This window comes from Salinirubrum litoreum (assembly GCF_020567425.1).
Classification (GTDB): domain Archaea; phylum Halobacteriota; class Halobacteria; order Halobacteriales; family Haloferacaceae; genus Salinirubrum; species Salinirubrum litoreum.
Map to the genome: position 1 here is coordinate 1 of NZ_JAJCVJ010000005.1, position 24,679 is coordinate 24,679.

Sequence of the window (24,679 nt, forward strand, 5' to 3'; positions counted from 1 at the left end):
CAGAGAGGGTTCGGTACTGTTGGACGTCGTCCCACGAGTACTGATCCGCGTTGGGAACGCCTTCGTCTCTGAGGACCTCTTTCGTGAGTTCGTCACGCTGATCCCACGTTCCCTGATTCTGGTACCATTCCTCGAAGAATGCGACGTCGAGTCGGTTCGAGAGGCCTCGCGCCTGATAGACTGCTTGGAGGATAATCTCACTGAAGCTTTGTTCCCGGACGCTCTGGTACTTCAGGAGGTTGATCGGGAGGGGGACGAGACGGTACTCGTCGAGCATCGAGGACCATGTCTCGTAGAGGTCGCTGTAGGCGCTATCTGAATCCAACCGATTCCAGACCTCCTTTCTGTCTTCCTCTTCGAGATCTGCAGACGCGGTGAGGAGGTTGAGGACGGTCAGCAGGTGGCTCTTCCCGCTACCGTAGTACCCGTAGAGCCAGTGATTGGCTCCTTTCCGCATCTCCTCGTCGTGGCCGTGAATTCGAGTGAAGAAGTCCCGAAGGAAGTTCTCTGAGGCATCTGTAATGTGGTAGGTGTCGAGGTAGTGGCGGTAGAGCTGATCGCGATGAGCGGCTCTGTCTTCGTCCTCGTCGAACTTCCGGTCGATACGAATCGACTCCTCGAAGGTTGCATCCTGCTTCTCGAACAGGTCGTCCATGGAAGTCATGCCGACCCCTCCGCGAGCATCGTGTAGAAGTCGTCGACGGGTTCGAACCAGACGCGACTCCGGGCTTCGTGGTGTGTCCACCCCTCATATCCAGCCAGACGCTTGCTCTGCGGTTCCCAGTACTCTTCGGACTGGAACAGGTAAAGCCAGCCAATCGGCTTCGTGAGCCACTCGTCGCCGTTCTGAGCCCAGGAGTAGTAGGCCGCAACTTGGAGGGGAACGTCGCCGACTTTTGGAGGTTGACCGGCGGTCTCGGTCTTCCCTTCGAGCACACCGATATCACGAAGGGCAGACCTGAGTCCCTGTATCCATCGCTTCTGTGTTGATTCCGAGTACTCTAGCGGCTCGCCAGCTTTGTCGCGAAACTCGTCGAGGATGTTGAGAACAGTATCCGTCTCGAAGTCGAGTGCGGAGGGTCCTTGTTTCATCAGCCGGCGGAGGTATTCGTGGACGACATAGCGAGCCAGCCCGTCGTGGTTGACGAGATAGAGGAAGAGGACCTGTGCCTGATCGCGTTCGTTTCGACATTGGTCCAAGATCTCTGGAAGCACCGGGACCGATGGAAGTCCTTCCCCAGCAGACTGAAGCCGTGCCCGAATTGCGATAAGTGGCTTTTCAGCGCTGTTCCGACTGCTTCGGTTCGCGACCCGTTCGTCGTACCAGATCTCTTTGACCGACGTCCAATCGAGCTCGTCCGCGTAGAGAGATGCGATATCATGCGTTCTCTCGGCTTGGAGCCCGCAATGAGTCAAATCCGTAGTGATCTTCGATTCGGGGAGTCTCCCAACGAGAGATGGAAGCCATGAGTCCAACTCCCCGTTTCGACCTGTAGCCATACTATGACGAGACCGTGGTATCTACTTAGAAGTTCTTGTGACGATGTCGAGGGTAAATCGATGGACCTCAAGGGAACTTTGATGTAGGTCCATTATGAGGTAGGAGACAAGAGCGGTACATAATGTCAGGACAATCTTCTCTTGAGACGGAAGCGCAATTGGACAAAGCAGAGCGCGAACACCTCGAAGATGTCGTCGCTGACCTTCGTGAAACGGTAGAAGCCGACATAAAATATCAACTTGAGCACACATATGAGCTGAGCTACGAAGACGGCGGAGCTAATCTCCACGGGGAGGAGGTAGATACCCGTGCTGAGCTTGCTAAAGCGGTTGAACGTGAAGATGATGACGAATCTTGGGAAGAAAAGTTCGATCGATATGTGATGGGCGTCGGATATACGATTGTAAATCGTCTTACTGCTCTTCGGTGCATGGAAGTTCGTGGATTCATCGACCGCCCAGTCACACAATTCAGTGAGTCGGGAACTACCCCCGCAGCAGAAAAACTTGAAAATGAGCAGTATCTTGCGCCAGATGAAGCAAAAATAAAAGCATACAATGACGTCTGTCGAAGGCTCACTGACGAAATAGAGATCCTATTTGATTTGGATTCTCCCTACAGCATCGTTGATCCGGATGTTGAGGTATTTGAAGAGCTATGTCGAAAGCTCGATGATGTTTCAAGCGAAATCTGGCGAGCTGATGACGTACTCGGTTGGGTATATGAGTACTACAATTCGTCGAAGCTAGAAGAACTACGAAGGAAAGGAGACTATGAGGGTCTATCTCCGGAAGATGTTCCTGCAGCGAATCAATTCTATACTCCCCATTGGGTTGTGAGAATGCTCACAGATAACAGTCTCACAAAGATGTATCTAGAGTCCAAAGGGGAGCTTCAGAACACACTTGGTCGCCAAAAAGAATTAACGCTAGGAAATCGAAAATCGCGCAGTTCATCACCATCCGAAACGCCAACGATTTCTGATTTTAGCACATATCTTGTTCCATCCGAAAGCCCTGAAGACAAACCGGATATGAAAGATCCCGAAGAAATCAGGGTAATCGATCCTGCTTGTGGAAGTGGTCATTTTCTACTATACGCATTCGATGTATTGGACCGGATATGGCGTCTGGAATATCCAGAGATGGATAGAGCTGAAATCCCAGAAAAAATTCTAAGATATAATCTATTTGGGGTAGATTTAGATTTGCGAGCCTGTCAACTTGCGGCATTTAATTTATACCTCAAAGCACGGGGACGTGCAGAAGAGGAGGGCCATTCTGATTTCCAGATGCCAGAAGTTGGCATTGTTTGTGCAGATGCGAACATTGCAAATCTCGAATCTACAAACGAAGTCTTCGATGAAGTGGCTGGAGGTCAACCAGAGGTTAGATCTGCATTAGAAGATATTCTTAGCGCGTTTGAGGATGTACACGGATTGGGCTCTCTGCTTGATGTTAGAGGAACATTGGAAGAGAAGTTTTCAATGGATGAGCAGCCTACGCTAACAGAGAGTATTAACGGTCCCGGTAGTTTATCCACCTTTCTTGAAAATCTCCACCAAGAAGTTGCCGAAAAGCGAAATGGCGAATCCTTCTTAGCCCAGGATCTGAAAAGCTTCCTAAGGACACTCGTAATATTATCCCAAGATTATGATGTCGCGCTAATGAATCCCCCATACGGTTCTGGAAATCGGATGCCGGATTCTGTTCAAGATTACGTTTCTGAACACTATAAGTACAAACCCGAATTTTATATCAATTTCTTTGAGGTTTGCGAAAATCTAGTGAAATCAAACGGAAGGATTGGGATGATTGTACCGAGAACATTTATGTTCAAGCGTACATTCGAAGATTTCAGAGAGGATTTCATTGGTGGGAAAGGGTCTTTTGATTTCTTAGCCGAATATGGGCTCGGTGTACTGGATAAGGCAACTGTACGAACAGCTGGAACGGTAGTTAGAGTCGATCAATCGCAAAACAACTCCGCAGACTTCTACCGTCTCCATGACATTGAAAAGGGGGAAAAAGAAGAAAAATTCATAAACTCTGCATATTCGAATGACAAGGATAATTCTGGGATTCAAAGGAGATTCCGTCGAGACATCTCAGAGTTTTCAATCATCCCTGGAGCACCGATCTCTTATTGGGTGCCCCTCGATATTCGTTCGTTATACAACTTGGATACTTGCTTCGATGCAGGAAATGTGAATGCAGACAAGAAGACGCTAGGTACTGTAAAGGCAGGACTTCAAACCGGAGATAATAATCGATACATCCGGCGATTCTGGGAGGAAAGCGGTGAAGGATGGGTGCCCTTTGCAAAGGGGGGAAGTGATGCTTGGATTCTCCCCCGAATTACTCGAATGGTGTGGTGGGAACAGAATGGTGCGGATGTAAAACGGTACGAGGGCTCTTATCCTCGAAGCGAACAATATTATTTCAGTGAAGCACTTACGTATACGAACATCAAAGAAGGCGGTAAACGGTTTGGATATTTGCATGGATCTTCTATCTTTGGAACTGCTGGGCAAGCCTTATTGCCTGATCGGGCAGTTTGGGAAGTCTTAGCTTATGCAAATAGCAATCTGGTAACATACTTAGTGCTCGCACTTACTACCGGCCGTCATTGGCAGGTTGGCGAAGTCTCTAAGGTCCCCTGGGATGTTGACTTGGAGAATTCGGATAGACTAGGTCAAATCGCTAAAGAAATTATTGGGTTGCTCATGAGCACACGTCAACACGACTTCATATCTCCGTACTATAATGGACCGCTGATTCTCAATCTCATAGGGACAACGGACTCATTGTATGCATCAAACCATCCTCACAGGGCGTTACTATCTGACGTTAATCTTAAAGAACCAGAGACGACGTATGATAAAGAAGCTTCTCTTGAAGAATTAGGAATTGCAGCAGCAAAATACAAGGCCCGGATCAAATCTCAGCTGCAAGAGAAGGCAGCTGAGATTGACCAACTTTTATTCGATCACTTTGACATTGGTGCTGAAAGGCAAAAGGAAATCCTTCAAGAAATTGCCATCAGGACGAACGAAGACCCTCGACAACAATCGGAGTATTCTCCCGAGAAGATCACAGAGCCTTCCAGCAACTTCGATAACCTCGCTAAGGATCTAATTCTCCACCTGACGCTAAAAATAGTTCAAGATGATCCGGACGGAATCGTCCCTATTAATTTTGAAGGCGATGAAGAACTGCCGCTGCTCAAACGAATTGAGGGAGAGTTCCAACAAATATTTGGCCAACACTCAGAAGACCGTTTAGCCGAAGTTGATCAGCTTCTTGGGGATCAGAAACCTGACGCAGGAGCATATCCAAACCTACAGTCTTGGATTGAGGATGATCTGTTTGAATATCATCTTCGCCAATTCGAGAATGTGCCCATTGTTTGGAGACTATCAACTGAACGTTTGGTTTCTGACTCTCATGGCGAAGGATTCGGATGCTTCGTTGATTACCATCAGCTTGATGCGAGTCTGTTCGACCGTCTAGAGTCTAGGTACATTGAGCCCGTGAAATCGGAGCTTCGTGACCGTAGGAATACAGCGGATCAGCGTCGCGCTGATTCTACGCTTTCTACAACGGAACAAGCTAACGCATCTGAAGAATATCGGTATTGTGAGAGTGCTTTAGCACAAATAAACGAATTTCAATCTGCACTTTTAGAACTTGGTTCTGTTCACTCACGAGAGAAGACCGACGACATTCAATCTCTTGCCTTAGAATTGCAGACTCTTGTGTCTAAATTTAGAGAACGCACACAACAGCGACTTGAAACGCTTGATCAACTTGTCGAAGAGATGGACCCTGATGAGATTGAAGATCTATTTAGTCCGACCTTCCTTGAAAGAGTGAATGACAATCGAACTGAGTGGATTGACGCACTAATTGACCTTGAATCTGCATGTGCTGCATATAGCAGAGACTCCTCTGAACCTGTTGCAGCACATCTATACGATCTTTTCCCCTACTTTGAGGACCTTGTAGGCTCTACTCATTACGGTAGCAATGGGATCTTCTTTATGAACTATTACTTCAGTAAGGGAGAGGAGTACCTCGAAAATGGTGATCCTCGAGACGGGCTTGAAGGCGAGATCCGACTACTCGCAGAGCTAGCCTCGGAAACTGACGAAGACGTAGAATTGGGGAATGAGATTAAAGATAGATGTAAGGACCTTAGAAAGGCATTGCCCTCCAATTGGGAAGAACGTGCACTCTCTGAGGTGCTTACTGCGGGTTACGACCCGGTCAAAAAGCACGGCGTAGCTATCAACATCCAACCTCTTGCCGAAAAGAAGATCGTCCCCGAAGTTGTGGAAGACAAGGTCGTCAACTAGTCAACTTCCAGCTCTATGAGTATCGACTTCAAATCTGGCGACCGCATCAGGCTCAACGGCGACCCAGCAGAAGTTATCCGCACCTACGAGGTCGGGAACCTCCCGTACCTCCGGGTCTACGTCGAGGGGGATGGTGCAAAGACGGTGTGTCTTGACCACGTCTCCGTCGAACCAAGCAGTGATGCACTCGATACCCTCGAGGATCAAGTAGCAGACCTCCACCCCCGACACGAAGCAGTTTCGTCAGAGTGGTTCGACCTCCGAACCGAGGCCCTCCACCTCAAGATGGCCCACGAGCAGGGGCAGCTCCTGAGCATCTCGAACTCGCTCGTTCGCCTCGAACCATACCAGCTCGCCTGCGTGAATCAGGTGATGCAGAAGCTCCGCCAGCGAGCGCTTATCGCCGACGACGTCGGTCTCGGGAAGACCATCGAGGCAGGCCTCATCCTCAAAGAACTCGAAGCCCGAAACCGAGCTAACAGCGTCCTCTTCCTCGTTCCCGCACACCTCCAGAAGAAGTGGATCCGGGATATGGAGCGCTTCTTCGACATCGACCTCACGGTTGCGGACCGCCAGTGGGTCGACGCCGAGCGTCGACGACTCGGCGAGGAGGCGAACATCTGGGACCAGGAGGGCCAGCGTCTAGTCACCAGCATGGCGTTCCTCCGACAAGACGAGTTCCAGCCCGAGATCGAGAACGCCTTCTGGGACGTCGCCGTCATCGACGAAGCGCACAAGGCCAGCAAGCGGGGCGAGTCCCCCAGCAAAACCTCGCTTATGGCCGAACGTGTTGCCAACCACTGTGAATCCCTGCTGTTGCTGAGTGCGACACCGCACGACGGCAAGGGGGAGGCATTCCGGTCCCTCATCAGCTATATCGATCCATTCCTCGTCGCCGAGGACCAGGACCTCACTCGAGAGACGGTGAACCGCGTCATGATTCGGCGCGGGAAGGAGACCATTTACGACGATAACGGCGAGCGCATCTTCCCCGAACGAGATGTCCAGACGGCCACCGTCTCGATGTCTCCTGCCGAGGAACAACTGTACGAGCGCGTGACCGAGTACGTCCGCGAGGTCTACAACCGATCTGACCAATTGAACGAGCCCGCTGTCGGCTTTGCGATGGCGCTCATGCAAAAGCGGCTTGTGAGCAGCGTAGGCGCGATTCGAGAGACACTCCGGCGTCGCCTTCACGGACTGCTCGAACCCGACGAGCAGGGCCTCTCGACCGATGCGACGGCCTACCTCGAAGGCGAGGATTTGGAGGACTCTGACCGTGAACAGGCGGAGCAGGAACTCGAACGCCTCACGGTCGCCCAGGGTGATGAGGCGCTCCAGAAGGAGATCGACACGCTGCAGGAACTCGTCGCGATGGCCGAGGATCTTCCGGTCGACACCAAAGCGCGGAAAGTCAAGCGTTACATCGAGCAACTCTTTGAGGAGCATCCGGACGAGAAGCTCATTCTGTTCACTGAGTACCGCGATACGTTAGACTATCTCCTCGATCTCTTCGCCGACGAACCGTGGGCAGACGAGATTCTGACCATCCACGGAGATGTGAGTAAAGACGAGCGAACCCAGATCGAAGACGAATTCAACTACGGGAAGTCGCGATTACTGATGGCGACCGATGCGGCCAGCGAGGGGATCGACCTCCAGCACAGCTGCCACATCATGGTCAACTACGAACTCCCGTGGAACCCGAACCGCCTCGAACAGCGTATCGGTCGGATCCATCGCTACGGCCAGGACAAGGAGGTCAAGGTGTGGAACTTCCAGTTCGATGGCACTCGGGAATCCGAAATTTTCGATCTACTCCAAGACAAGGTTGAGGAAATCCGGTCGAAGGTCGGTGCGACGGCAGACGTCCTCGGGATGCTGGACGACGTCAACATCGACTCCCTCCTGATGAAATCCGTCCAGAGCCAGGAGCCAGCCTCGGCCACGAAAGAGGAACTTGAGGAGTTGATGGAAGAGCGTGAACAGACACTCCTCGAGTGGTACGAACGGAGCCTCATCGACTGCAGTACGTTCGACGCCGAGAGTCGACAAGAGATTCAGTCGATCGTCGACGACTCAGAGGACGTCTTCGGAAGTGAACAGGAGATCCGGGAGTTCTTCACTCGAGCGATCGAGGCGTTCGAGGGCTCTGTCGAGAAACGCGGAAACCAGTTGTACGAGGCGGAAGTCCCACCAGAAGTGACTGACAGCGGTCAGCCTGAGACGCTGGGTCCGTTCACCTTCAGTCGAGATTTCGCCCTCGATCACGACGGAATCGAGTACCTCTCCCCTGATGCAGATGTCCTGCAGGCCCTCCGTGATCTGGTTCTCCAGCACGGACAACACGCAGGGAAGACCGGAATGAAGCTGCTGCCGTTCGTCGACCAACCCGGCATTACATTTGTCTACAAAGTCGCCTTCGAAGATGCAACCGGCAAGACGATTCGTGAGCAACTCATTCCCGTCTACGTCGACCTCGCTGGGCTTGACGCTCAGCGTTCACTCGGCCAGCGCGTCCTTGATGCAGAGACGGTTCACGCTCGTCCGGATGAGAGTACGGTCTCTCGGCTACTCAAGCAACGAGGCGACCTCGAGGACGCTGCCGAGAGGTACATCAGTAGTATGGTCGCCGACATCCGGGAAGATCTGCTCGAAAACCGTCAGCAGGACGTTCAGAAAGAACTCTCTGACTTGGAAGCCTATGAGCAAGCAGAACGAGATCGGATCCAGTCGTTCATCGATTCGTACGAACAAAAAGCAACAACGGGATCGGATATGCGCATCGCGATCCGGAACCAAAAACAACGTCTTGAGCAGCTGGAAACCCGGATAGAGTCACGAAAGGCAGAGCTACAGAAGCGAGAACAGGTGATATCCCTTGCGCCAGACATTGAGGCGTACTGTCTAACGCTTCCGGTGTAGGCCGGGATGATTTCGATGCCTACGAGGTCCTGTAGATTCTACGAAGGTTTACTTGAGAGGAGGAAGGAGTTAGCGATATGCCAGAGCTACGACGAGGGGTGAGGGTTATGCTCTTCGCGAGCTCCTACATCCCATTATTCCTGATTCTGGCAGCTATGTCGTATCCTATTCAGCTTACTCTCTATGGATTCGCCATACCCTGGGTTACGGGAGTGTTTCTTGCTCTCTGTATCATTCCACTCCCGCTCCCATTTCACATTATGCAGGTTCGCTCTACTGGAACCACCGACTACGAACCGGTCGAGGAATTCAGACAGCGAAATGATTTGGTGACTAGCTACCTCTTAGTATACGTTTTCACTTACCTCGGGCTCAATTACGCCGATTTAGTGAGCTGGCTTTCGTTTCTGATCTTCTTCAGTGTCGTCGCGATCATCCAGCTGCGCTCCGAGCAACTTCACGTCAATCCACTGCTCGCGCTTGCAGGATATGATGTCTACGAAGTAAAGATGGAGCGAGGGGTTCGTCTCGTCGTCAGCAAACGAGAATTGGAGGAGCAACTCGTCCCACCGGACGACTCAGACGGCGACCCCGATTACGCATCAGCCGAACGATACCTTGAAATGGCTGAACTTGGCAATGGAGTATATATTACGGTGTGACTGGATGAGTTCAGAGGAACACGTTGACAGACTCGAACGCGCACTCGGCTTTCTCCGAAACGATCGCCGTACTTCGCAGTACCTTCTCGCTCAACAGGAGGACGACGACTACGAGTTCGGCATCGCCCCTCTCTCGTCGCCAATCCTAGATAAGGCCGAGATAATTCTGGAGGATACCCTGGAGAAAATGGTTTCGAGTGTGACCGAAGGCCCGAAAGACGTTACCGAGTTCTCCATCGCAAACACGAATCGGAACATTACTCCCATTCAGTATCTTCCCGTCGACGATCTCCCAGAAGGTGCACGATTGGACTATCTCCTCACCGATCCAAACCTCAGTGAGAAAACGTACGATGATTGGCCGAACCCTGGATTGCAAATCATCCGCATCAAGGAACCTAGTGGTACGCCACTTCTTGGACTACAAGAGTTTACGAACCACCAGGTGGTGGGGAGTAGCAAACCAATCTTGTTCTCTCGCGGCGAGCAGCAGTACGACGTCGTCGAAGATAGTCTGTTAACGATCCCGTCGAAAGTCAACGCAGTGTGCTTCGACGGATTTGTCTACATCTACACGCCGAAGGCTTTTGAGCGGATGTATGATGTCCGGGGACAGTACCAACAACACACCGATGATGTGATCGATGGGCTTGCTGGGCAAGACATCGAAATCGCCGATCTCTCTATCGTCGATACATTCAAAAACGACATTCGGTGTCTGCGACGCATCCACGAGATCAAACGACACAATATTCACGAGACCCTTGAACCGAGCGCCGTCATAGATGTCGTAGATGAGTACGATGTCCCCGTCATTGCGGAACAGCGAAATGGCTCATTGGTGCTTGACATTGAAGATGGGTCGAAACGTTGGAAGCTGCTCGATCTTCTGAGCGATAGTTATCTGAGATCGGATATGACCGAGAATCAGTACAATGCGCCAAACAAGCGGATGCTGGATTAAATTCAGTCTCACTCAATTCGTCCACTCCTTCTAGAACCGACGGTATTACCCTCGATTGGAGATTACTGATTGTCAGAATGACAAGTCCGCTCAAGAAGACTTAACCAACGAATCTCGACGTCTCATCTGTACTGTTGGTTAAGATGGATTCGGTGTCGTCTTCGGGCCAAATTCCCGCGATCTATTCACAGATTAGTAACATTCTCCATATCCAGAAAATATTTATTCTCACCCGAATTTTCCGACAATGTGTACCACGACTCCGTTGGTGCATACCCATACTCGCACGTATGATAACTCGGTCAGTCACCATCGAAGACATCGATGACCTGTACCTGATGTGGAACGACCACATCAACGCTTCCGCCCTCTATCGCCGCGCCCTTCGCAAGGAAATGGAAGTCCGCGACGTCGATCCCGACGACCTCCGTGACCTCCTCGAACGGGCTCGCGAGCAGGGCTACACGAAAGAAGAAATCGTCGACGAGACCAATCGGTACGCCGATCTGAAGGCACTCGTCGAAGACGCAGAGGAATAACCCGCAATGTCACAGGACAGTACACCCTCCGAGACGTCTGAGAATCGTACTGACAGTCAGTCCACGGCAGTGAGCAAAGTCTCCAGACAAGCCGTCCTTACAGTTGCGCTGTTGAGTCTGTTCGCTGTCCAGCCTGTCGCAGCACAAACCAGCGCCGTTTGCAGCGCGGACAACCTACCGAGCATGATTGAGGGGTTCTTCCAGCTGACCACCGGACTCGGCATCGTCGGCCTTGCCGTGGTCTGGCAGGCCGACTCCCTCATCGAGATGTTCACCCTGAACCCTGAGCAAAAGAAGGGCCTCAAGCGCCACAAGCGCTCGGCGATGAAGTCCGCAGTCGTCCTCGTAGTTCTCGGCCCACTGTACACCGTTGCGGGGTCGATGATGGGGCTGCCGCTGGCACAGTGCGTCGACCTCGTCCCCTGGTAAGTTACTCTACCATCCCCGTCGCGAGCCCCCATGGAACAACGAGAGCTCTCCGTGCTCATGGCCGCCCTGTTCGTGACGAGCCTAGTCACGGGTATCGTCGCAGCCGATCCACCACGCCCGGGTACTGAGGGGAACGGCCTTTCTGAGAACGAGTCAGCGACGGTCTGGTCTCGCGATGCGGATAACTATATCAGTCAAGAAGAGTACCGCCAGCGCTACGGAGAGGACCGCACGTCCGTCCACCAGCTCGCGAATGGGACAGACATCACGTTCAAGCGGCCGCCTGCAACCGCTGCAACGTGGACTCGAAACGATTTCGGCGACCTCGAAGCCGGTGGGTCAGATACGTCAGTTCATCCGCCTCACGCATCCCTCGAAGACGGTGTGTTCATCGAAGACGCCCATGCGACAGTGTTTGCGGTTCAGCCGTCGACTCGTGGTCACCTCGAGTCCGGTGATACCCCACTCTACATCGCACCGAATGGGACGATGCGTGGGTTCGTCGATTACCGGGTCCGTGTTCCAAACGAGAGTTCCTCCGGGAACAGGACCATCGAGTGGTCGCTTACGGAACACGAGATCGAAGAAGTTCGGCTGCAGAAAGACGGGGAGACCATCGCGAGGACTGATGGGTCGCACACGCCGGCCATCGACTACCAGATCACCGACGACTGGAGTGCAACCCTCGCCCTCGAAGCAGAGATTCACGTCCGGCTGAAGAAGACGATACGGACCGACGTGGGCGGCGGAACCAACGTCGACGTCGTCTACCGTGAAGAGACGCGAAACGTCTCGGACTCAGTTGATGTCGAGATATATGACCTCTCTGCGTATCCCTACTACGCCGAGTATCCTAACGGCGATGCTGGCGTCGCTATCTTCCAGTCTCGTCCGTGGCAAGGGTACACTCTCACCGACGAGGGGAACGCGAGCGTACGTGGTGTCTGGCGGTTCTACACGGCCCGCAACACCAACTGGGATACGCTCGTCAGGTCGAACCGAACTGACAGCGCCGAAGTCGAGTCCGATGCGATCCCCGTGTACGTCCACGCGTATCCCTCCCGAATCGGACCGCGTGCCGAACCCGTCCGGGACGGCCCCAAAATCATCGACACATGGGGAACGGAACGCCCCTCCCCGCTGGAGACTATCGGCGAGAACGTCAACGTCGAGATCGTAAATCAGTCCTACGAGACGACGTACGGTGTCGCCGTCCGCGCCGAGAACGTCGACAGAGAGGCACTCCATGTCGCAGGCATCGTTCGCGGTGTGAACGCGTCTATCGTCGAGCCCGACGCCGGTTCCGAGCGGCAGCTTCGTCGTAGCAACCTCTCAGTCGAGGTTCTCCAGCAAAACGAATCACAGGCGACGCTTCGGATTGAGCTACGTGACAACAAGACTGGCGCACCGATCGTCCTCAACGATAGCGCCCGCCGGTATCCTATCGGTGGCATCTCACGTGATGGCTACATCACCATCGCCAATCGGGAGGTCGAGACCAACGCCTCTGGCGTAGCCATCGTGACGATCACTGAACCCGGTATCTACACCGCTCGGTATCATCCGGGGTCGTGGCTTGGACACAATCCAGCCTACGTGAGTGATACGGCAACCGCCCGGTGGCATCCACTCGGAACCATCGACGGCTGGTTCGCGTTCATCTTCGAGGTCGGCTGGCAGTTCATTCCCTTCTTCGTAATGTTCTACGCGGGACGCCGTCTCCTCCGGATGTTCGGCCCAGAAGACATCTTCCAACAAGATCCATAGCCCATGACACAGAATTACCCACACATCAGTAGTAGGCGAAACGCCCTCCGAACAGTCGCAGGCGCCGCGCTTGCGAGCGTGGCTGGCTGTCTGAACAACGGTGATAGCTCCGGGACTCCCGGTGACGGGACAACCGATTCAGAGAGCAAGGGGCCACTCAAGCGAGTCGCTGTCGACGGGACGACACTCGTCGTCGAGCTCTCGCCCGAAGCCGACGTCGACCAGGTCAACCTCATCCAACCTAATGGAGAGCTGTTCGGAAAGCGTGACGTGGCCGCAGGGGTCCAACAGATCTCGTTCGAGATCGGAACCGTGTACGAGCCCGGTGACTACCGCGTGATCGCACTGAAAGGTGAGGAGAGTGTGGTGGAGACTTCTCTTCCCATACAACCGAGCCTCAGCATTGTAGAGATGGGTATTGGAAGGAATCAGCCCGAGAAGATGTGGGACGGTTCGGGTGACGAAATTACTGAAGAGGCATTCGTGACCGTTGAGAACCAGGGTAGCGGCCCAGATGCAATTACGAAACTTCTCTTCATCGGAGACGTCCCGTATCCCTCTGACGAGGAAGGAACAAATTATGCCAACAACGAGGATGTTAGCGGAATTTACGATCCTCAGTCTGATTCCGAAGTAAACGAAGTAATCGTTACAGCAGGGGATCGAATCACGATTTACAGTTCTCGATCTCCCTTTGCGTTCGTTCCCGGCTCAGGCACTTCGTGTAAAGATGAACAACAGAGTGGCGAGTTCGAACTCATCCTCGAAACACAAGTTGGGGAAGCTCAGCTAACCAAGAACTACAGCATACAGTATTCCGCCTCAACAGAGGCAGACAACTGTGAAATAACGATTAGTGATACGTAACTATGGTTGATCTAATCGATGTTGTCCTTGAGGGGTTCAAAGAGGTCGTCGACTGGTTGATCGGCCTCTTCATGGAAGGTCTGCAGACCGGATATGACACCCTCACGGAGGAAATGTTCGGAACCCCGACGCCACAGACGGATGGGACGTTTGTATTCGGAACTCCATCCAATGCTCCGTGGGCTGCGATACAAGACGCCCTGGTTGGCGGCGAGATTATGCTAATCTCGTTACTCCTGTTGCTGATGTGTGTTCAAGGACGGCACACAATCCGTATTTTCAACATCGGCAGCGCATACGAAGCGAGGCGGACGAAGAAAACCGCCTGGGTCGGAGCATTCCTCATCATCACGTGGTACTGGGTTAGCATCCTATGTCTCTACATCGTCGACGGGTTCACGATTGCTCTGATGCCGAGTCTTAGTTCGTTAGGAGACGCAATGCTCAATTTCTTAGAAGTCTCTTTGACTAATCCAGCACTCGCATTCGTATTTGCTCTAGTTGGTGGGCTCTCAATGTGGGCACTCGAGGCCCTCTACTATATTCGAGAAATTCTCCTCTACGTCTACGTGTATGGAATGCCGATAGCGTTCGCCTTGGGCTACGGTAATATTCCTGTCCTCTCCGATATTGCGATGGGATTCATCAAGCGGTTTGTTCCACTCGCAGTTCTTCCCCTCCCCGCAGCAGTAGTCTTCAAAGGATACGACCTACTCTACTCTGAAGGCGCGCTTGCTCCGGGTAGCGCGTTCCTGAAATACCTTGTAGCTGCGTCCCTCCCCCTGATCGCGCTATATCTCACTTGGAAGACGTTCAAGTACGCAACTCCACTAACCGCCAAGGTCGTAGGTGGCGCGACGAAAGGGGCTGCCCTTATCGGTGGTGTCGCAGCCGGTGCATATGTCGGCGGTGCTGGCGTCGCGACGACGGCTGCACGGTGGGGGCCAAAAGCCGCTGCTGGTCACGCTGTCGCACAGAAAGCAGCTGCTCGAGGGGGTCACAGCGGCGGGGACAGCGCCCCTCCATCATACCGCCGGACTGAGAACGATCCAAGCGGAGCAACGACAGAGGCATCGAGTACTGATCGTGGAATGGAGTTTGATCGAGGAATCCACTAACAATGTCGATGGATCAAGACGCAGCCGCACGACGAATCATGGACCAGTTCGGCGAAGAGAGTCGCATACCCTACCTCAACATCGAGGAGGGAGACGTCGGCGTACTCATCGCCTTCCCGATCATCGGCCTATTCGTCGCTGGCCTCACCGGGATCGAATCACTCGCACTCCCGTTCGTAGCAGGAGGATTCGGGTTTGGCGTTGCCGTCATCTACGTCTCTCCCGATCACCTGAACGCGTGGACGTGGACGAAAGACGTCTATCGATACGCCAGGCGACCGCGAGTTACGTTCAGTGCCCCAGAGGAGCCCGACAGTACCACGAACGAGACAGAGCGAACCGAGGGCGGTCTCGCGAACTACACGCCGTTCAAACCGGACGAGCGAACGCAGGACCTCACGAACGTCAAGCGAGCATGGCCCGGTGCTGGAGCGATTCAACGAGCGGATGGAACGATGGAAGCGTTCATCGAGATCGACCCGGGGAACATGGACTTCGCCATGTCCGATGACTGGGCCCAGCTCCAGGAGGCGGGCGAAGAGTTCGCCAACAAGGAACTCGATTCAAAGCTCAAACTCCACGCGACAACCCGGTCATTTCCGGTAGAGCAAATCACCGAGACTATTGAGGAACGGCTCAACGACGAGGACGTCAAACAGAACCCGATCTTTCGGGAACTCCTCGAGGAGTACCGCGAGACGCGTCCCAAAGAGATGCGTGACCGGGGCATCCAGCAGGTCCGCTACTACATCGGCGTCGAGGTCACGCCGCTCGAAGTCTACGATAGATACCGAGACGAAGGGACACCCGCCGAGAAACTGACGCAGTTCCCCGTCATTGGGTTCCTGTTCAACCCATTCGTGACTCGTCGTGAGGACCTCACAGATGTCGAGCGCCGCGCCCAGATGTTCGAAAAGCTGGACAGCCGCGTCAACGACGTTCGCGCCGAGTTCATCCAGCAGGCGTCCGGGTGGTCTGCTCGCCGGCTCAGTACGGTCGAACTGTTCGTTCTGAATATGGACTTCTGGAACGGTCGCGAGCACGACTACGACGAAGCAGAGCGTGTTGTTCGCGAACAACCGATCATCGGCCACTCGCGTCGGGAGGATGAGACCAATGCATAACGTCGTCCTCCAGGCGGGTGGCGGGATCTCCACCCAACTCACAGAGTGGCTACGGAACCCAACGTCACCCGAGGGTGCGGCGATTTACCTTCTGTTGGTTGTAGTCCTCGGAGTCGTCGGGAAACTCCTCTGGGACCGGCACACCGCCGACGACGAACCTGAAGTCGATTTCTCGGACGTCCTCGACGAGGAGACGCTCGAAGAGGGTCACGCAGAAGGCCAGCTCCTCGACGACATCTCTGAGTCCCACAAAACGGTGACTGCGCCAGCAGCCATCGAGTGGGAGACACGAGCCGCACGCGTCGGCGATCAGTGGACGACGACGCTGTACATCGCGGACTACGCCGATTACCCGAACGACGGGTATCTGAGCGATCTCTTCGAGTTGACCGACGTCGAGTTCGACCTTACAGCGCACATCACCCCAAAGAACCAGCAGCGAGCGCGGAACGAACTACAGGACATCGCTGACGACCTCCAGGTCGACGCCGATCTTGAACAGAGTGTCCGCAGTGCGTACCTCCAAGAGCGAGCAAACGAGGCCGCTGCGACCTACAAGGCCGTCGAGAGCGGAGCGAACGTCTTCGACCAGGGGATGTTCGTCACGGTTCGCGCCGACGACAAGGAGGACCTCAGGGACGCAGTCCAGAAGGTCAAGAGCGCCCTCCGCGACGACCCAGCAAACCTCACGCCGAAGACCGCGATTTGTCGGCAAGACCTTGCCCTACAGTCCGCCGCACCCATTGGCGACAACGAATTCGGTCGCGAGTCGATCGCCCTTGGGGGTGCCGTCGGAGCCTTACTCTCCTCCCCGCACAACGCAACGATTCTCGAGGAAGGCGGTGTCGAGTTCGGTATCCACAAGGACAACCAGAGTCCCGTCGTCATCGACCCGTTCGCTCGTGACAACGGGTACGCGATGTTCACTGTCGGCGATACTGGGTCTGGGAAGTCGTTCGGCTCGAAACAGAACTTCATCCGCTCTATCGAGCAGAGCAAGGACCGCATCGGCATCATCCTCGAACCACTAAACAACTGGGCAGGCGTTTCTGAAGCACTCGGAGCGAAACGCATCACCGTCGGTGGGACACTCGGGCTGAATCCCCTGGAGATTCGCCAGACACCTGACCACGTCCAGCGAGCGATGGGCGAGGACGCGAGCCCGTTCAACGAGAAGCTCGACGACGCCATGAGCTTCCTAACGAACTTCTTCGCACTGCGCGGTATCTCACTCGGTGACCGCCGGACAACGCTCGAACTCGGCCTCAAACGCGCCTACAAGCGCAACGACATCACCGACGACATCTCAACGCACAGCAACCCCAGTCCGACCATCCGGGACATGATGGACGTCTTCGAGGACATGGTCGGCGATCCAGAGTCGTTCGTGGTTCGGTCCGACGAGGAGGCCGGGAAGATCCGCGAAGACGCGACGTGGCTTCTCGACCAGCTTCGCCCCTTCGAGGAGGAGGGTCGCCACGCCAATCTCGGGAAGTCCTCGGAGTTCGATATCCGTGACGAGAAGGTCATCTACCTCGACCTTGCACAACAGGAGGGCAGCGTCGACAGCAGCACGGCGCTGACGATGCAGTTGCTCATCTCGCTCGTGTACGAGCGGGCGAAAGAGACTGACAAGGAGGTCGTGTTCGTCATCGACGAGGCGCGGTACATCATGCAAGACGCCGCGAGTCTGGCGTTCCTCGAGACGGTGTTCCGCCATCACCGCCATCACGACCTCTCGATTCGGCTCGTTACGCAGACCGTCGACGAGTTCTTCGAGCACGCCGAATCCGAGGCCATCCTCGATCAGTGTGCCGTCAAGCAGTTCCATCGTTTGGACGGGATGGACGAGGAATGGGCCAACGAGTTCGGGCTGAATTACGCCCAGATGCGCTACGTTCAGGACGCAGTCCCCGGTAACGAGGACGCTGGCTTCTCCGAGGCGCTCGTCGGTGTTGACGGTGAGTGGCGGGGGATCAAGGTCAAAGCGATGCCCAAGGAGAAGCAAGTCATCGACTTCGAGCCAACCACGCAGGTACGATCTTCACTCCCCGGCGCTGGCGAGGAGGCAATCGATACGGACGTACAGCAGTTCCGTGAGGAGCTGGAACAGCAGGCCACGAACGGACAGTCGAAAGAAGCCGAACCCGCCTCTGCGAAACCTGATGGCGGGGCGATGGAGGGGGAGGACGATGCGTGAATATCTCCGAGTCACGCCGACATCCGAGGAGCTTGAACCCGAGGGAATCCCTCGAGTCCTCGAAAGCCTGCACAAACTGACGACGGCAGAGTCGACGGGACTCGCGCAGAAGCTGAACCCGCTCCACAGTAAGACACCGCCGAGGTTCGAGTTTCTCGCACTGAGTGAGGGAGCAGACGACCCTGTCGAGTTCTTCTACGGCGTCGACGAGCATCGAGATACACTGGAAAAGCGGCTCCGTTCGATCTATCCCGAGACGTTCGACATCGAGCGTGTCGACGTCGACGTCGCCGCTCGGCTCATCCAGCCAGTCGAATTCACACGAGCAGAGTTCCTCGAACACTACGAGGCGGGGCAACTACAGTACGAGTTTGGTCCTGACGAACAGCACGAGCTTGTCGATGAAGACCGTAGCCAAGACCAGACACCAGCGGCCGAAGCATCCCCCTTTGCAGATGGCGGCGCAGCGGTCGAGTCATCTGCTTGTCACTTCGTTGAGGTTGGTGATACCGCCCTTGAGCTGGCACCACCGAGCGAAATACCGGACGAGCAGCCACTGACGACGCTCGAAAAGCCAACCGAGACGGACGAGGGAACGATACTCGCTCGGCCAACCATCGACGCAATCTCGCCAGTTGGGGTGCGCTGGTCCGGTTCGACCACCCGGAAGAACGACTGGATGACGTCATTGACGCCCTTCGCCTCTGGCGATGGCGACGACGCCTTAGTGGCTGTCGACCAGCCCGGCGCGACGCTCGCGTCACTCGTCGACCACTTGATGGAGGCGGCTTCACCTGTGGCGTTTCAGGTTGTGTTCCAGCGACGGGCGAGCTGGCAGTCCGACGCTGAGGTCCGAAAAGAGGATCTCGTCGACGGGCGGGACACCTTCTTCCAGGAAGTCGTTGGGTCCTTCCTCGAGGTTGAAGACCAGCGGAGCGATCATGACGAGAAGCAGCTCAGCGAGTCAGTCGAAAAACGCATTGAGTATATCGACGCGAAGAATCCCAAGCGGTCGTTCACTGCTAACATCCGAGCAGTCGGCGTTCCGACAGGGGATGAGGCTCGCGACGAACTCGCGGCCCAGATGGACTCACTTCGCCCTGTGTTCGACCCAGTGGACGGGCCCTATTACGAAGTCGAAGGAAAACGACTCCGGGCAGACGGTTTTCGTGAAAAGACGAAGGAGAAGAACGCCCAGACAGCCCTCCGACAGTTGCTAGATCGAGAGATTACGACCGGCCGAGGGAAGACCCGACCGGATTTCGTCCTCAGTGGGACGGAACTCGCGAACTTCGTGCTCGTGCCATCCTCCGAGCAACTCACCGTTGAGGGGACGCGAGGAACTCGAGCTGAGCAGCAGAGCCGGAACCCGCTCCCGTGGCCCAATCCAGATTTGGTTCAGCAGTTCCAAGAGGGCATGGCTATCGGCTACGCGCTCGACGAGAACGGCGAGCCGCGACCGGACCCGATCCGGGTCCCGCCGGATTTGCTGACGACGCACTACGGCCGGTTCGCATCGACTGGCGGCGGAAAATCGAAAGCGATCATCAACGACGCGCTCTCGCTCCGCGAGACGACCGGCGGACCCGTCGTGATCGTCGATCCGAAAGGCGATGGGATGTGTGCGAACTACCTTCGCTGCCACTACGAACGTTTCAACGGATTGGACGACGTCTACCAGTTCCGCGTCCCAGAGACTGTCCCAGCGTTCTCCTTCTTCGACATTCGTCCTGCACTTGAAGCCGGTCGACCCCGTGAAGACGCGATTCAGGACAAGGTCGACCATTTCCATGACATCCTGCGGATGATTATGGGCCGCGAGCAGTACGGCCAGGCGTTTGTCGCGAACGAGATCCTCAGCTACCTCATCAAGGCACTCTTCGACGAGGAGTACGGGAGCGACGTCTTCGGTTTGAACGACCTTTTCGCGGCAGCTCTCCGGATGCAACGAGAGCGAACTGTCCCACCGGTTTCGGCGGACAACAGGAACGTCGAGGAGTCACTCACGCGGCACTTCGCGAAGGACGACCACCGGTTCCAGGTGTCTATGGACGCCGTCGGAAACCGTCTGGACAAACTCAGAGAAGACGCGCACCTGCGACGGATCTTCAGTCACGTTCCCGAGCAAGACGATAACGGCAAATACGTCGACAATCGCTTCGACTTCCGCGAGTTCCTCGACGAAGACGCCACGGTTCTGTTCGACTTGGGCGATCTACGTCCCGAGGCACAACGGGCAATCACACTCCTCCTGTTGAGTAATCTCTGGGACGCCGTCCAGGTACGCCGACGTGATGGAAAGACAGACTACGAGAACCTCACCAATCTCATCATCGAGGAGGCCGCCCCCGTGGCCTCGACAAAACTCGTCTCCGAGCAACTGCTTCCACAGGGACGGTCATTCGGCCTGAGCATGGGACTGGTGATGCAGTTCCCCGGCCAAGTTCGAAATCGAAACGAGCGCGCCTACGACGAGCTCCTCAACAACATCAAGACGAAGCTCATTGGGAACATCTCTATCGAGCGCGACCTCGCCGAGTCGTTGGCTCACGAAGACCTGAGTCCGACTGACCTTCGAAATCGGGTCAATACGCTCCCCAGTGGAGAGTGGATTGCTCAACTCCCGAGCCCCTCGTTTGGGAAGACAGGGCCTGCTCCGTTCTCGGTGAAGCCGCTCCCGATAGCAGCGGGCCATCCAGAAAGCGATGAGGCGCTCTCTGTCGAGCAGGAGGACCACTTCGAGTCCGTAGCTCTTCCACGGCTGTCGGAGCGTACACAGACCCAGTACGGACTTGCTGAGGCCCTAAGCGAATCGGAGACAGCCGACGATGAGGGATGGGGGAGTAGACCGAACGCTGGACAGTCCGCATCTGCAGAATCGACTAGCTCTGGAGGCTCGACGGAGTCGTCGTTCATCGGACAGGCAACCAGTGGTTCAGTAGCCGACGAAGAGAAGGAGAAAGACGCGGACACCATTGATTCCCTGTTTGGGAATATGGGATCCGTAGAGTCAGAAGAGTCGGCCACAGAAGAGGAGACGAACGCCGTCGACGAAAACGGACCTTCGCCAGTACAGGCAGGTGGCGTGACCGTCTCCGATGACGAACTCCGACGGCGCGGACTCACTCACGACGACATCCGGTTCTTGACTCGCGTCCTCGACGTGATGAACAGGGACGCACCGAATCATGGACTCATGGATTCAATGAGTGTGTTCAAGGACGACTTTGATGACCTAGACGTACAGCGGCTCATCGACCAGGACCTGCTGGAAGAAGGACGAGCCTGCAGTCGGAAGTACTACACCGCCCTTCCGGCAGGGCGTGAACTCCTCGGCCAGAAGCTCAAGGTCGGCCCTGGTCAGGGTGATATCGGCGAGAAAACGCCGCACAAGGTCGGTGTGAAGCTGCTCGAACTATGGTTAGAAGCGCGCGACGAGGTCGTACAGGTCGAACCCTACTACGAATACGACGAGGAGACGGTGTTCGACGTCGCCGCCTTCGACGCTGACGGAGAACTCGTGTGGGTCGGTGAAGCGGAATTCCCGAGTAATAACAAACACGCGCCTGTCGACGACTACGACAAGCAGAGTGCGGTGGACGCAAACGTTGTCTGGGCGTTCAACAGACGCGAGACAGCTGTCGAGGTGCTGGATCGACTCGCAGAGGCCGACCGGATAGAAAGCAGTGTGAGTGGGCGTGCAGCCCGTCGATTCTCGGATATTCGGGAAGCCGTCGAATCGTTCGACGCAGAAGGGATGACGACGATTCGGAGCTTCAACAAGCTCGATGAGGAGTTCAATCCATGAGTTGGCGACAAGCTACGTGCGAGGAGATTTACAGGTACTACACGGAGGAGTTCCCCTCGTACATCGACGAATTCCCGTCGTTCATCACCGCGAAGGGACCAAAGCAGTACGCGCTCGCGTTTCGAGAACCCCACCCGGTACGGAAAGACGGAGTCCCAGACAAGGACTTCATCAGACGGGATACCTGGCAGACGAACGCCGCTGGTGATCGGAGCTCAGCAGCATTCCACGACTTCGACGACGTCCTCGAGTTCATCCGCCACCCAGCACGGAATGACCCGCTCGGACGGAGCGACTTCGCGCTCGCAGATCCCGATCTGCTCGAGAAACCAGATCCACGTCCCGATGCAGTGTACTACGCCCTCGATCATTGGGAACGGCCGTGGGTGCTTCTCGTTGATATCGACGCGAAAACGATAGCTCGGGAGCGAGCAGCGCAAGCAGTACCGGACGAGGATGTTTCGGGAGACAGCGAGCAACTACTCGATGCTGTGGGAGTTCTCGAAGCGGACCCGGCAGGCTACCCGTATTCCTTCGAGGATATCGAACAGGCCATCGAGTACGGCTTCGAGGTGCGAGAGATCTTCGAGGACGACTTCAGCGCCGAGGAGACGATGGTGGTGTACAGCGGCCAGGGCGCTCACGTTTATCTCCTCGATACCGACCCTGCCCATCGATATGACGCCAAGAGTCGAGAAGTGCTGAACGACCTTCTGCAAGACACCTACGAGATTCCCATCGATCCAGTGGTTACCGCCGACCGTCGTCGAGTTGCCCGACTCCCCTACTCGTTGCACGCTGACGTCTGCAGTATCGTCACGCCGATAGAGAGCCCGAACTTCGACGTTCGGTCTGCAACACCGGAGGTCATCCAGTCATGAGTCAGTCGACTCCAGTTGAGGACGAGCGTACCGCCTATCGCGTTGCGACTCTCCCGCTTGAATACGGCACGACACGCATTAACCAGCTGTTCACGCGGGGCTACAATCGCTACATCGTCGACGGTGAAGACCAACCAGAAGACCTGTTGAACGACCTCGAGCGGTTCGGGACGGCGGCGTTCAAAGAAGATGTCAGGGCCAATGCTGCAGAGGACCCCTTTGTCGACGAACCCGGAACACTCGCCGTCCTCGCGACGTTGAGCGCGATCTGCGTCAAGGCACACCCGAAGTTCGAGCACGCTCCGCCGCGGAAGGTACAGGTTCTCTACGATATTCGCGAGCTGTACGTCAACAATCTCGCTTCCCTCCTTCAAGAATTCGGTGATGGGAGTCTTCAACAAGATATCGCAGAGGTACTGTACGCGAAAGGTCCCGGAGAGGACGGCCCGCACCCCGGCCGCGTTTGTACAGGGATCAAGGAGATGCCCGAGTTCGGTGAGGGATTGTATCTCGAAATCCCAATGGCTGCAGCATCGAGAGATTGCCTCGTCCACGCCGACACCGAGACAGGAGAGGCCGGAGAACTGCTCACTCACGTTAAGGACAACCGTCTCTACGTGCCGGTCGGTGATTTCGATACGAAATATCGCGAGTACGCCAGACGCGCGTTCAAGAAGCTCCTGCAAGTCCAGGAGGAGAACCTCTCCGAAGACCAGCTCACGTGGCTAACGACGAATGAGTCGGCCATCACAGACCGCATCGACCGATTCATCGAGACGGGACACCACGAACGGATCTGGCGAGACTGGAACCCTGGTGAACGGACTATCCGTGTGCTTCGGGACGCGATTCGAAACGCTCCAGACGAAGTCACCACGCTGGGGAATTTCTACTCAGCGAAGGAGCTGTTTGAAGCAGTGGAGGCGTACGATCCGGAAGCGGGCTGGAAGCGAGACGTGTGTAATCGCATCTCGAGTCCACGGAGTCTCGGGAATCTTCTCGCATCCCAGCGCGACCACCGGAGCCTCACTATCCGACAGCACGAAAATACGAACCGCTATCGGATCCAGGAATCTACGCGTGGCGTCCAGCCCCTCACCGTCGAATCAATCGAGGACCTGTTTGAACTCCCCTGCATGGCGAACATGGCCGAACGCCTCCACGAGAAGAAACCAGTCCGAAAGGACCTGTACAACTTCGCCCGGATGGTGATGTGGCTGCCACAGTATCAGGACAGCGACCTCGAGACCATTGTCACAGATCTCAAGGACGTCTTCTCGCGGTGGCCGTGGTACGATGAACAGGTCACCGACTACCAGATTCGCTACGAGTTCTCGAACACGATTGGAGGCGACACCCCGCTTCCGATGAACTGCGACAACGACGATATGCAGCGGTACTGCATCGGACAGGATGAGTGTCCATACTCGATCTGGGGGAGTCTCCCCTTCCCGGATGAGATGTACGATCGGATAAGTGAAACCGAGGGTAAGGGAAACGAGTTCTAACGCAGACAGTCAATTATCTGGAATCACAC

The 24,679-nt window shown here is 55.3% G+C and carries 15 protein-coding genes and 1 pseudogene; 14 read left to right on the forward strand and 2 right to left on the reverse strand.

Annotated features, from left to right (window positions below; translation table 11 throughout):
* Together LI337_RS19380 and LI337_RS19385 are read right to left on the reverse strand one after the other, a co-directional pair.
* Positions 1-664 (reverse strand): annotated as a pseudogene (locus LI337_RS19380) (hypothetical protein); the annotation flags it as partial.
* Complete coding sequence (locus LI337_RS19385) at positions 661-1,500, reverse strand: BrxA family protein (protein WP_227231585.1); 840 nt, start codon at positions 1,498-1,500, stop codon at positions 661-663. The pseudogene LI337_RS19380 and the gene LI337_RS19385, both read right to left, overlap by 4 nt.
* Positions 1,501-1,622: 122 nt before the next feature.
* On the opposite strand from LI337_RS19385, the gene pglX reads away from it, so the two are divergent.
* The 14 genes from pglX to LI337_RS19455 all read left to right on the forward strand — a co-directional run bounded on the left by pglX (position 1,623) and on the right by LI337_RS19455 (position 24,650).
* Complete coding sequence (gene pglX / locus LI337_RS19390) at positions 1,623-5,858, forward strand: BREX-5 system adenine-specific DNA-methyltransferase PglX (protein WP_227231586.1); 4,236 nt, start codon at positions 1,623-1,625, stop codon at positions 5,856-5,858.
* 15 nt (positions 5,859-5,873) lie between these two features.
* Positions 5,874-8,783 carry a helicase-related protein gene (locus tag LI337_RS19395; protein ID WP_227231587.1) on the forward strand — a complete coding sequence of 970 codons (2,910 nt, stop codon included), beginning with the start codon at positions 5,874-5,876 and terminating at the stop codon, positions 8,781-8,783.
* Between the two features lie 77 nt (positions 8,784-8,860).
* Positions 8,861-9,445, forward strand: a complete 585-nt coding sequence (locus LI337_RS19400) for a hypothetical protein (RefSeq protein ID WP_227231588.1) — start codon at positions 8,861-8,863, stop codon at positions 9,443-9,445.
* A 4-nt stretch (positions 9,446-9,449) separates the two neighbouring features.
* Positions 9,450-10,409, forward strand: coding sequence for a Kiwa anti-phage protein KwaB-like domain-containing protein (locus LI337_RS19405; protein WP_227231589.1), 960 nt, complete (start codon positions 9,450-9,452; stop codon positions 10,407-10,409).
* Positions 10,410-10,699: 290 nt separating this feature from the next.
* Complete coding sequence (locus LI337_RS19410; RefSeq protein WP_227231590.1) at positions 10,700-10,948, forward strand: hypothetical protein; 249 nt, start codon at positions 10,700-10,702, stop codon at positions 10,946-10,948.
* Positions 10,949-10,954: 6 nt separating this feature from the next.
* On the forward strand, positions 10,955-11,377 hold the full coding sequence (locus LI337_RS20135; RefSeq protein ID WP_224338379.1) for a DUF7985 family protein: 423 nt from the start codon (positions 10,955-10,957) through the stop codon (positions 11,375-11,377).
* A gap of 30 nt (positions 11,378-11,407) precedes the next feature.
* Complete coding sequence (locus tag LI337_RS19420) at positions 11,408-13,144, forward strand: DUF8186 domain-containing protein (RefSeq protein WP_227231592.1); 1,737 nt, start codon at positions 11,408-11,410, stop codon at positions 13,142-13,144.
* Positions 13,145-13,147: 3 nt separating this feature from the next.
* On the forward strand, positions 13,148-14,011 hold the full coding sequence (locus LI337_RS19425) for a hypothetical protein (RefSeq protein ID WP_227231593.1): 864 nt from the start codon (positions 13,148-13,150) through the stop codon (positions 14,009-14,011).
* A 2-nt stretch (positions 14,012-14,013) separates the two neighbouring features.
* Positions 14,014-15,129, forward strand: coding sequence for a TrbL/VirB6 family protein (locus tag LI337_RS19430; RefSeq protein ID WP_227231594.1), 1,116 nt, complete (start codon positions 14,014-14,016; stop codon positions 15,127-15,129).
* A 2-nt stretch (positions 15,130-15,131) separates the two neighbouring features.
* Complete coding sequence (locus LI337_RS19435) at positions 15,132-16,253, forward strand: TraC-like domain-containing protein (RefSeq protein ID WP_303645311.1); 1,122 nt, start codon at positions 15,132-15,134, stop codon at positions 16,251-16,253.
* Positions 16,237-18,453: a VirB4 family type IV secretion system protein gene (locus tag LI337_RS19440; protein WP_303645312.1), complete on the forward strand. Its 2,217-nt coding sequence runs from the start codon at positions 16,237-16,239 to the stop codon at positions 18,451-18,453. Before LI337_RS19435 ends, LI337_RS19440 begins: the two co-directional genes overlap by 17 nt.
* Positions 18,446-22,261, forward strand: coding sequence for an ATP-binding protein (locus LI337_RS19445; RefSeq protein ID WP_227231597.1), 3,816 nt, complete (start codon positions 18,446-18,448; stop codon positions 22,259-22,261). The genes LI337_RS19440 and LI337_RS19445 overlap by 8 nt, the downstream gene beginning before the upstream one ends.
* Positions 22,258-23,142, forward strand: coding sequence for a bifunctional DNA primase/polymerase (locus LI337_RS19450; protein WP_227231598.1), 885 nt, complete (start codon positions 22,258-22,260; stop codon positions 23,140-23,142). The genes LI337_RS19445 and LI337_RS19450 overlap by 4 nt, the downstream gene beginning before the upstream one ends.
* Positions 23,139-24,650: a primase-associated protein gene (locus LI337_RS19455; RefSeq protein ID WP_227231599.1), complete on the forward strand. Its 1,512-nt coding sequence runs from the start codon at positions 23,139-23,141 to the stop codon at positions 24,648-24,650. Before LI337_RS19450 ends, LI337_RS19455 begins: the two co-directional genes overlap by 4 nt.
* The last annotated feature ends 29 nt before the right edge of the window (positions 24,651-24,679 follow it).

Excerpts from the sequence above, each read along its gene's own strand:
- LI337_RS19385 (WP_227231585.1), bottom strand. The coding sequence starts at position 1,500 with ATGGCTACAGGTCGAAACGGGGAGTTGGACTCATGGCTTCCATCTCTC.
- pglX (WP_227231586.1), top strand. The coding sequence starts at position 1,623 with ATGTCAGGACAATCTTCTCTTGAGACGGAAGCGCAATTGGACAAAGCA.
- LI337_RS19395 (WP_227231587.1), top strand. The coding sequence starts at position 5,874 with ATGAGTATCGACTTCAAATCTGGCGACCGCATCAGGCTCAACGGCGAC.
- LI337_RS19400 (WP_227231588.1), top strand. The coding sequence starts at position 8,861 with ATGCCAGAGCTACGACGAGGGGTGAGGGTTATGCTCTTCGCGAGCTCC.
- LI337_RS19405 (WP_227231589.1), top strand. The coding sequence starts at position 9,450 with ATGAGTTCAGAGGAACACGTTGACAGACTCGAACGCGCACTCGGCTTT.
- LI337_RS19410 (WP_227231590.1), top strand. The coding sequence starts at position 10,700 with ATGATAACTCGGTCAGTCACCATCGAAGACATCGATGACCTGTACCTG.
- LI337_RS20135 (WP_224338379.1), top strand. The coding sequence starts at position 10,955 with ATGTCACAGGACAGTACACCCTCCGAGACGTCTGAGAATCGTACTGAC.
- LI337_RS19420 (WP_227231592.1), top strand. The coding sequence starts at position 11,408 with ATGGAACAACGAGAGCTCTCCGTGCTCATGGCCGCCCTGTTCGTGACG.
- LI337_RS19425 (WP_227231593.1), top strand. The coding sequence starts at position 13,148 with ATGACACAGAATTACCCACACATCAGTAGTAGGCGAAACGCCCTCCGA.
- LI337_RS19430 (WP_227231594.1), top strand. The coding sequence starts at position 14,014 with ATGGTTGATCTAATCGATGTTGTCCTTGAGGGGTTCAAAGAGGTCGTC.
- LI337_RS19435 (WP_303645311.1), top strand. The coding sequence starts at position 15,132 with ATGTCGATGGATCAAGACGCAGCCGCACGACGAATCATGGACCAGTTC.
- LI337_RS19440 (WP_303645312.1), top strand. The coding sequence starts at position 16,237 with ATGAGACCAATGCATAACGTCGTCCTCCAGGCGGGTGGCGGGATCTCC.
- LI337_RS19445 (WP_227231597.1), top strand. The coding sequence starts at position 18,446 with ATGCGTGAATATCTCCGAGTCACGCCGACATCCGAGGAGCTTGAACCC.
- LI337_RS19450 (WP_227231598.1), top strand. The coding sequence starts at position 22,258 with ATGAGTTGGCGACAAGCTACGTGCGAGGAGATTTACAGGTACTACACG.
- LI337_RS19455 (WP_227231599.1), top strand. The coding sequence starts at position 23,139 with ATGAGTCAGTCGACTCCAGTTGAGGACGAGCGTACCGCCTATCGCGTT.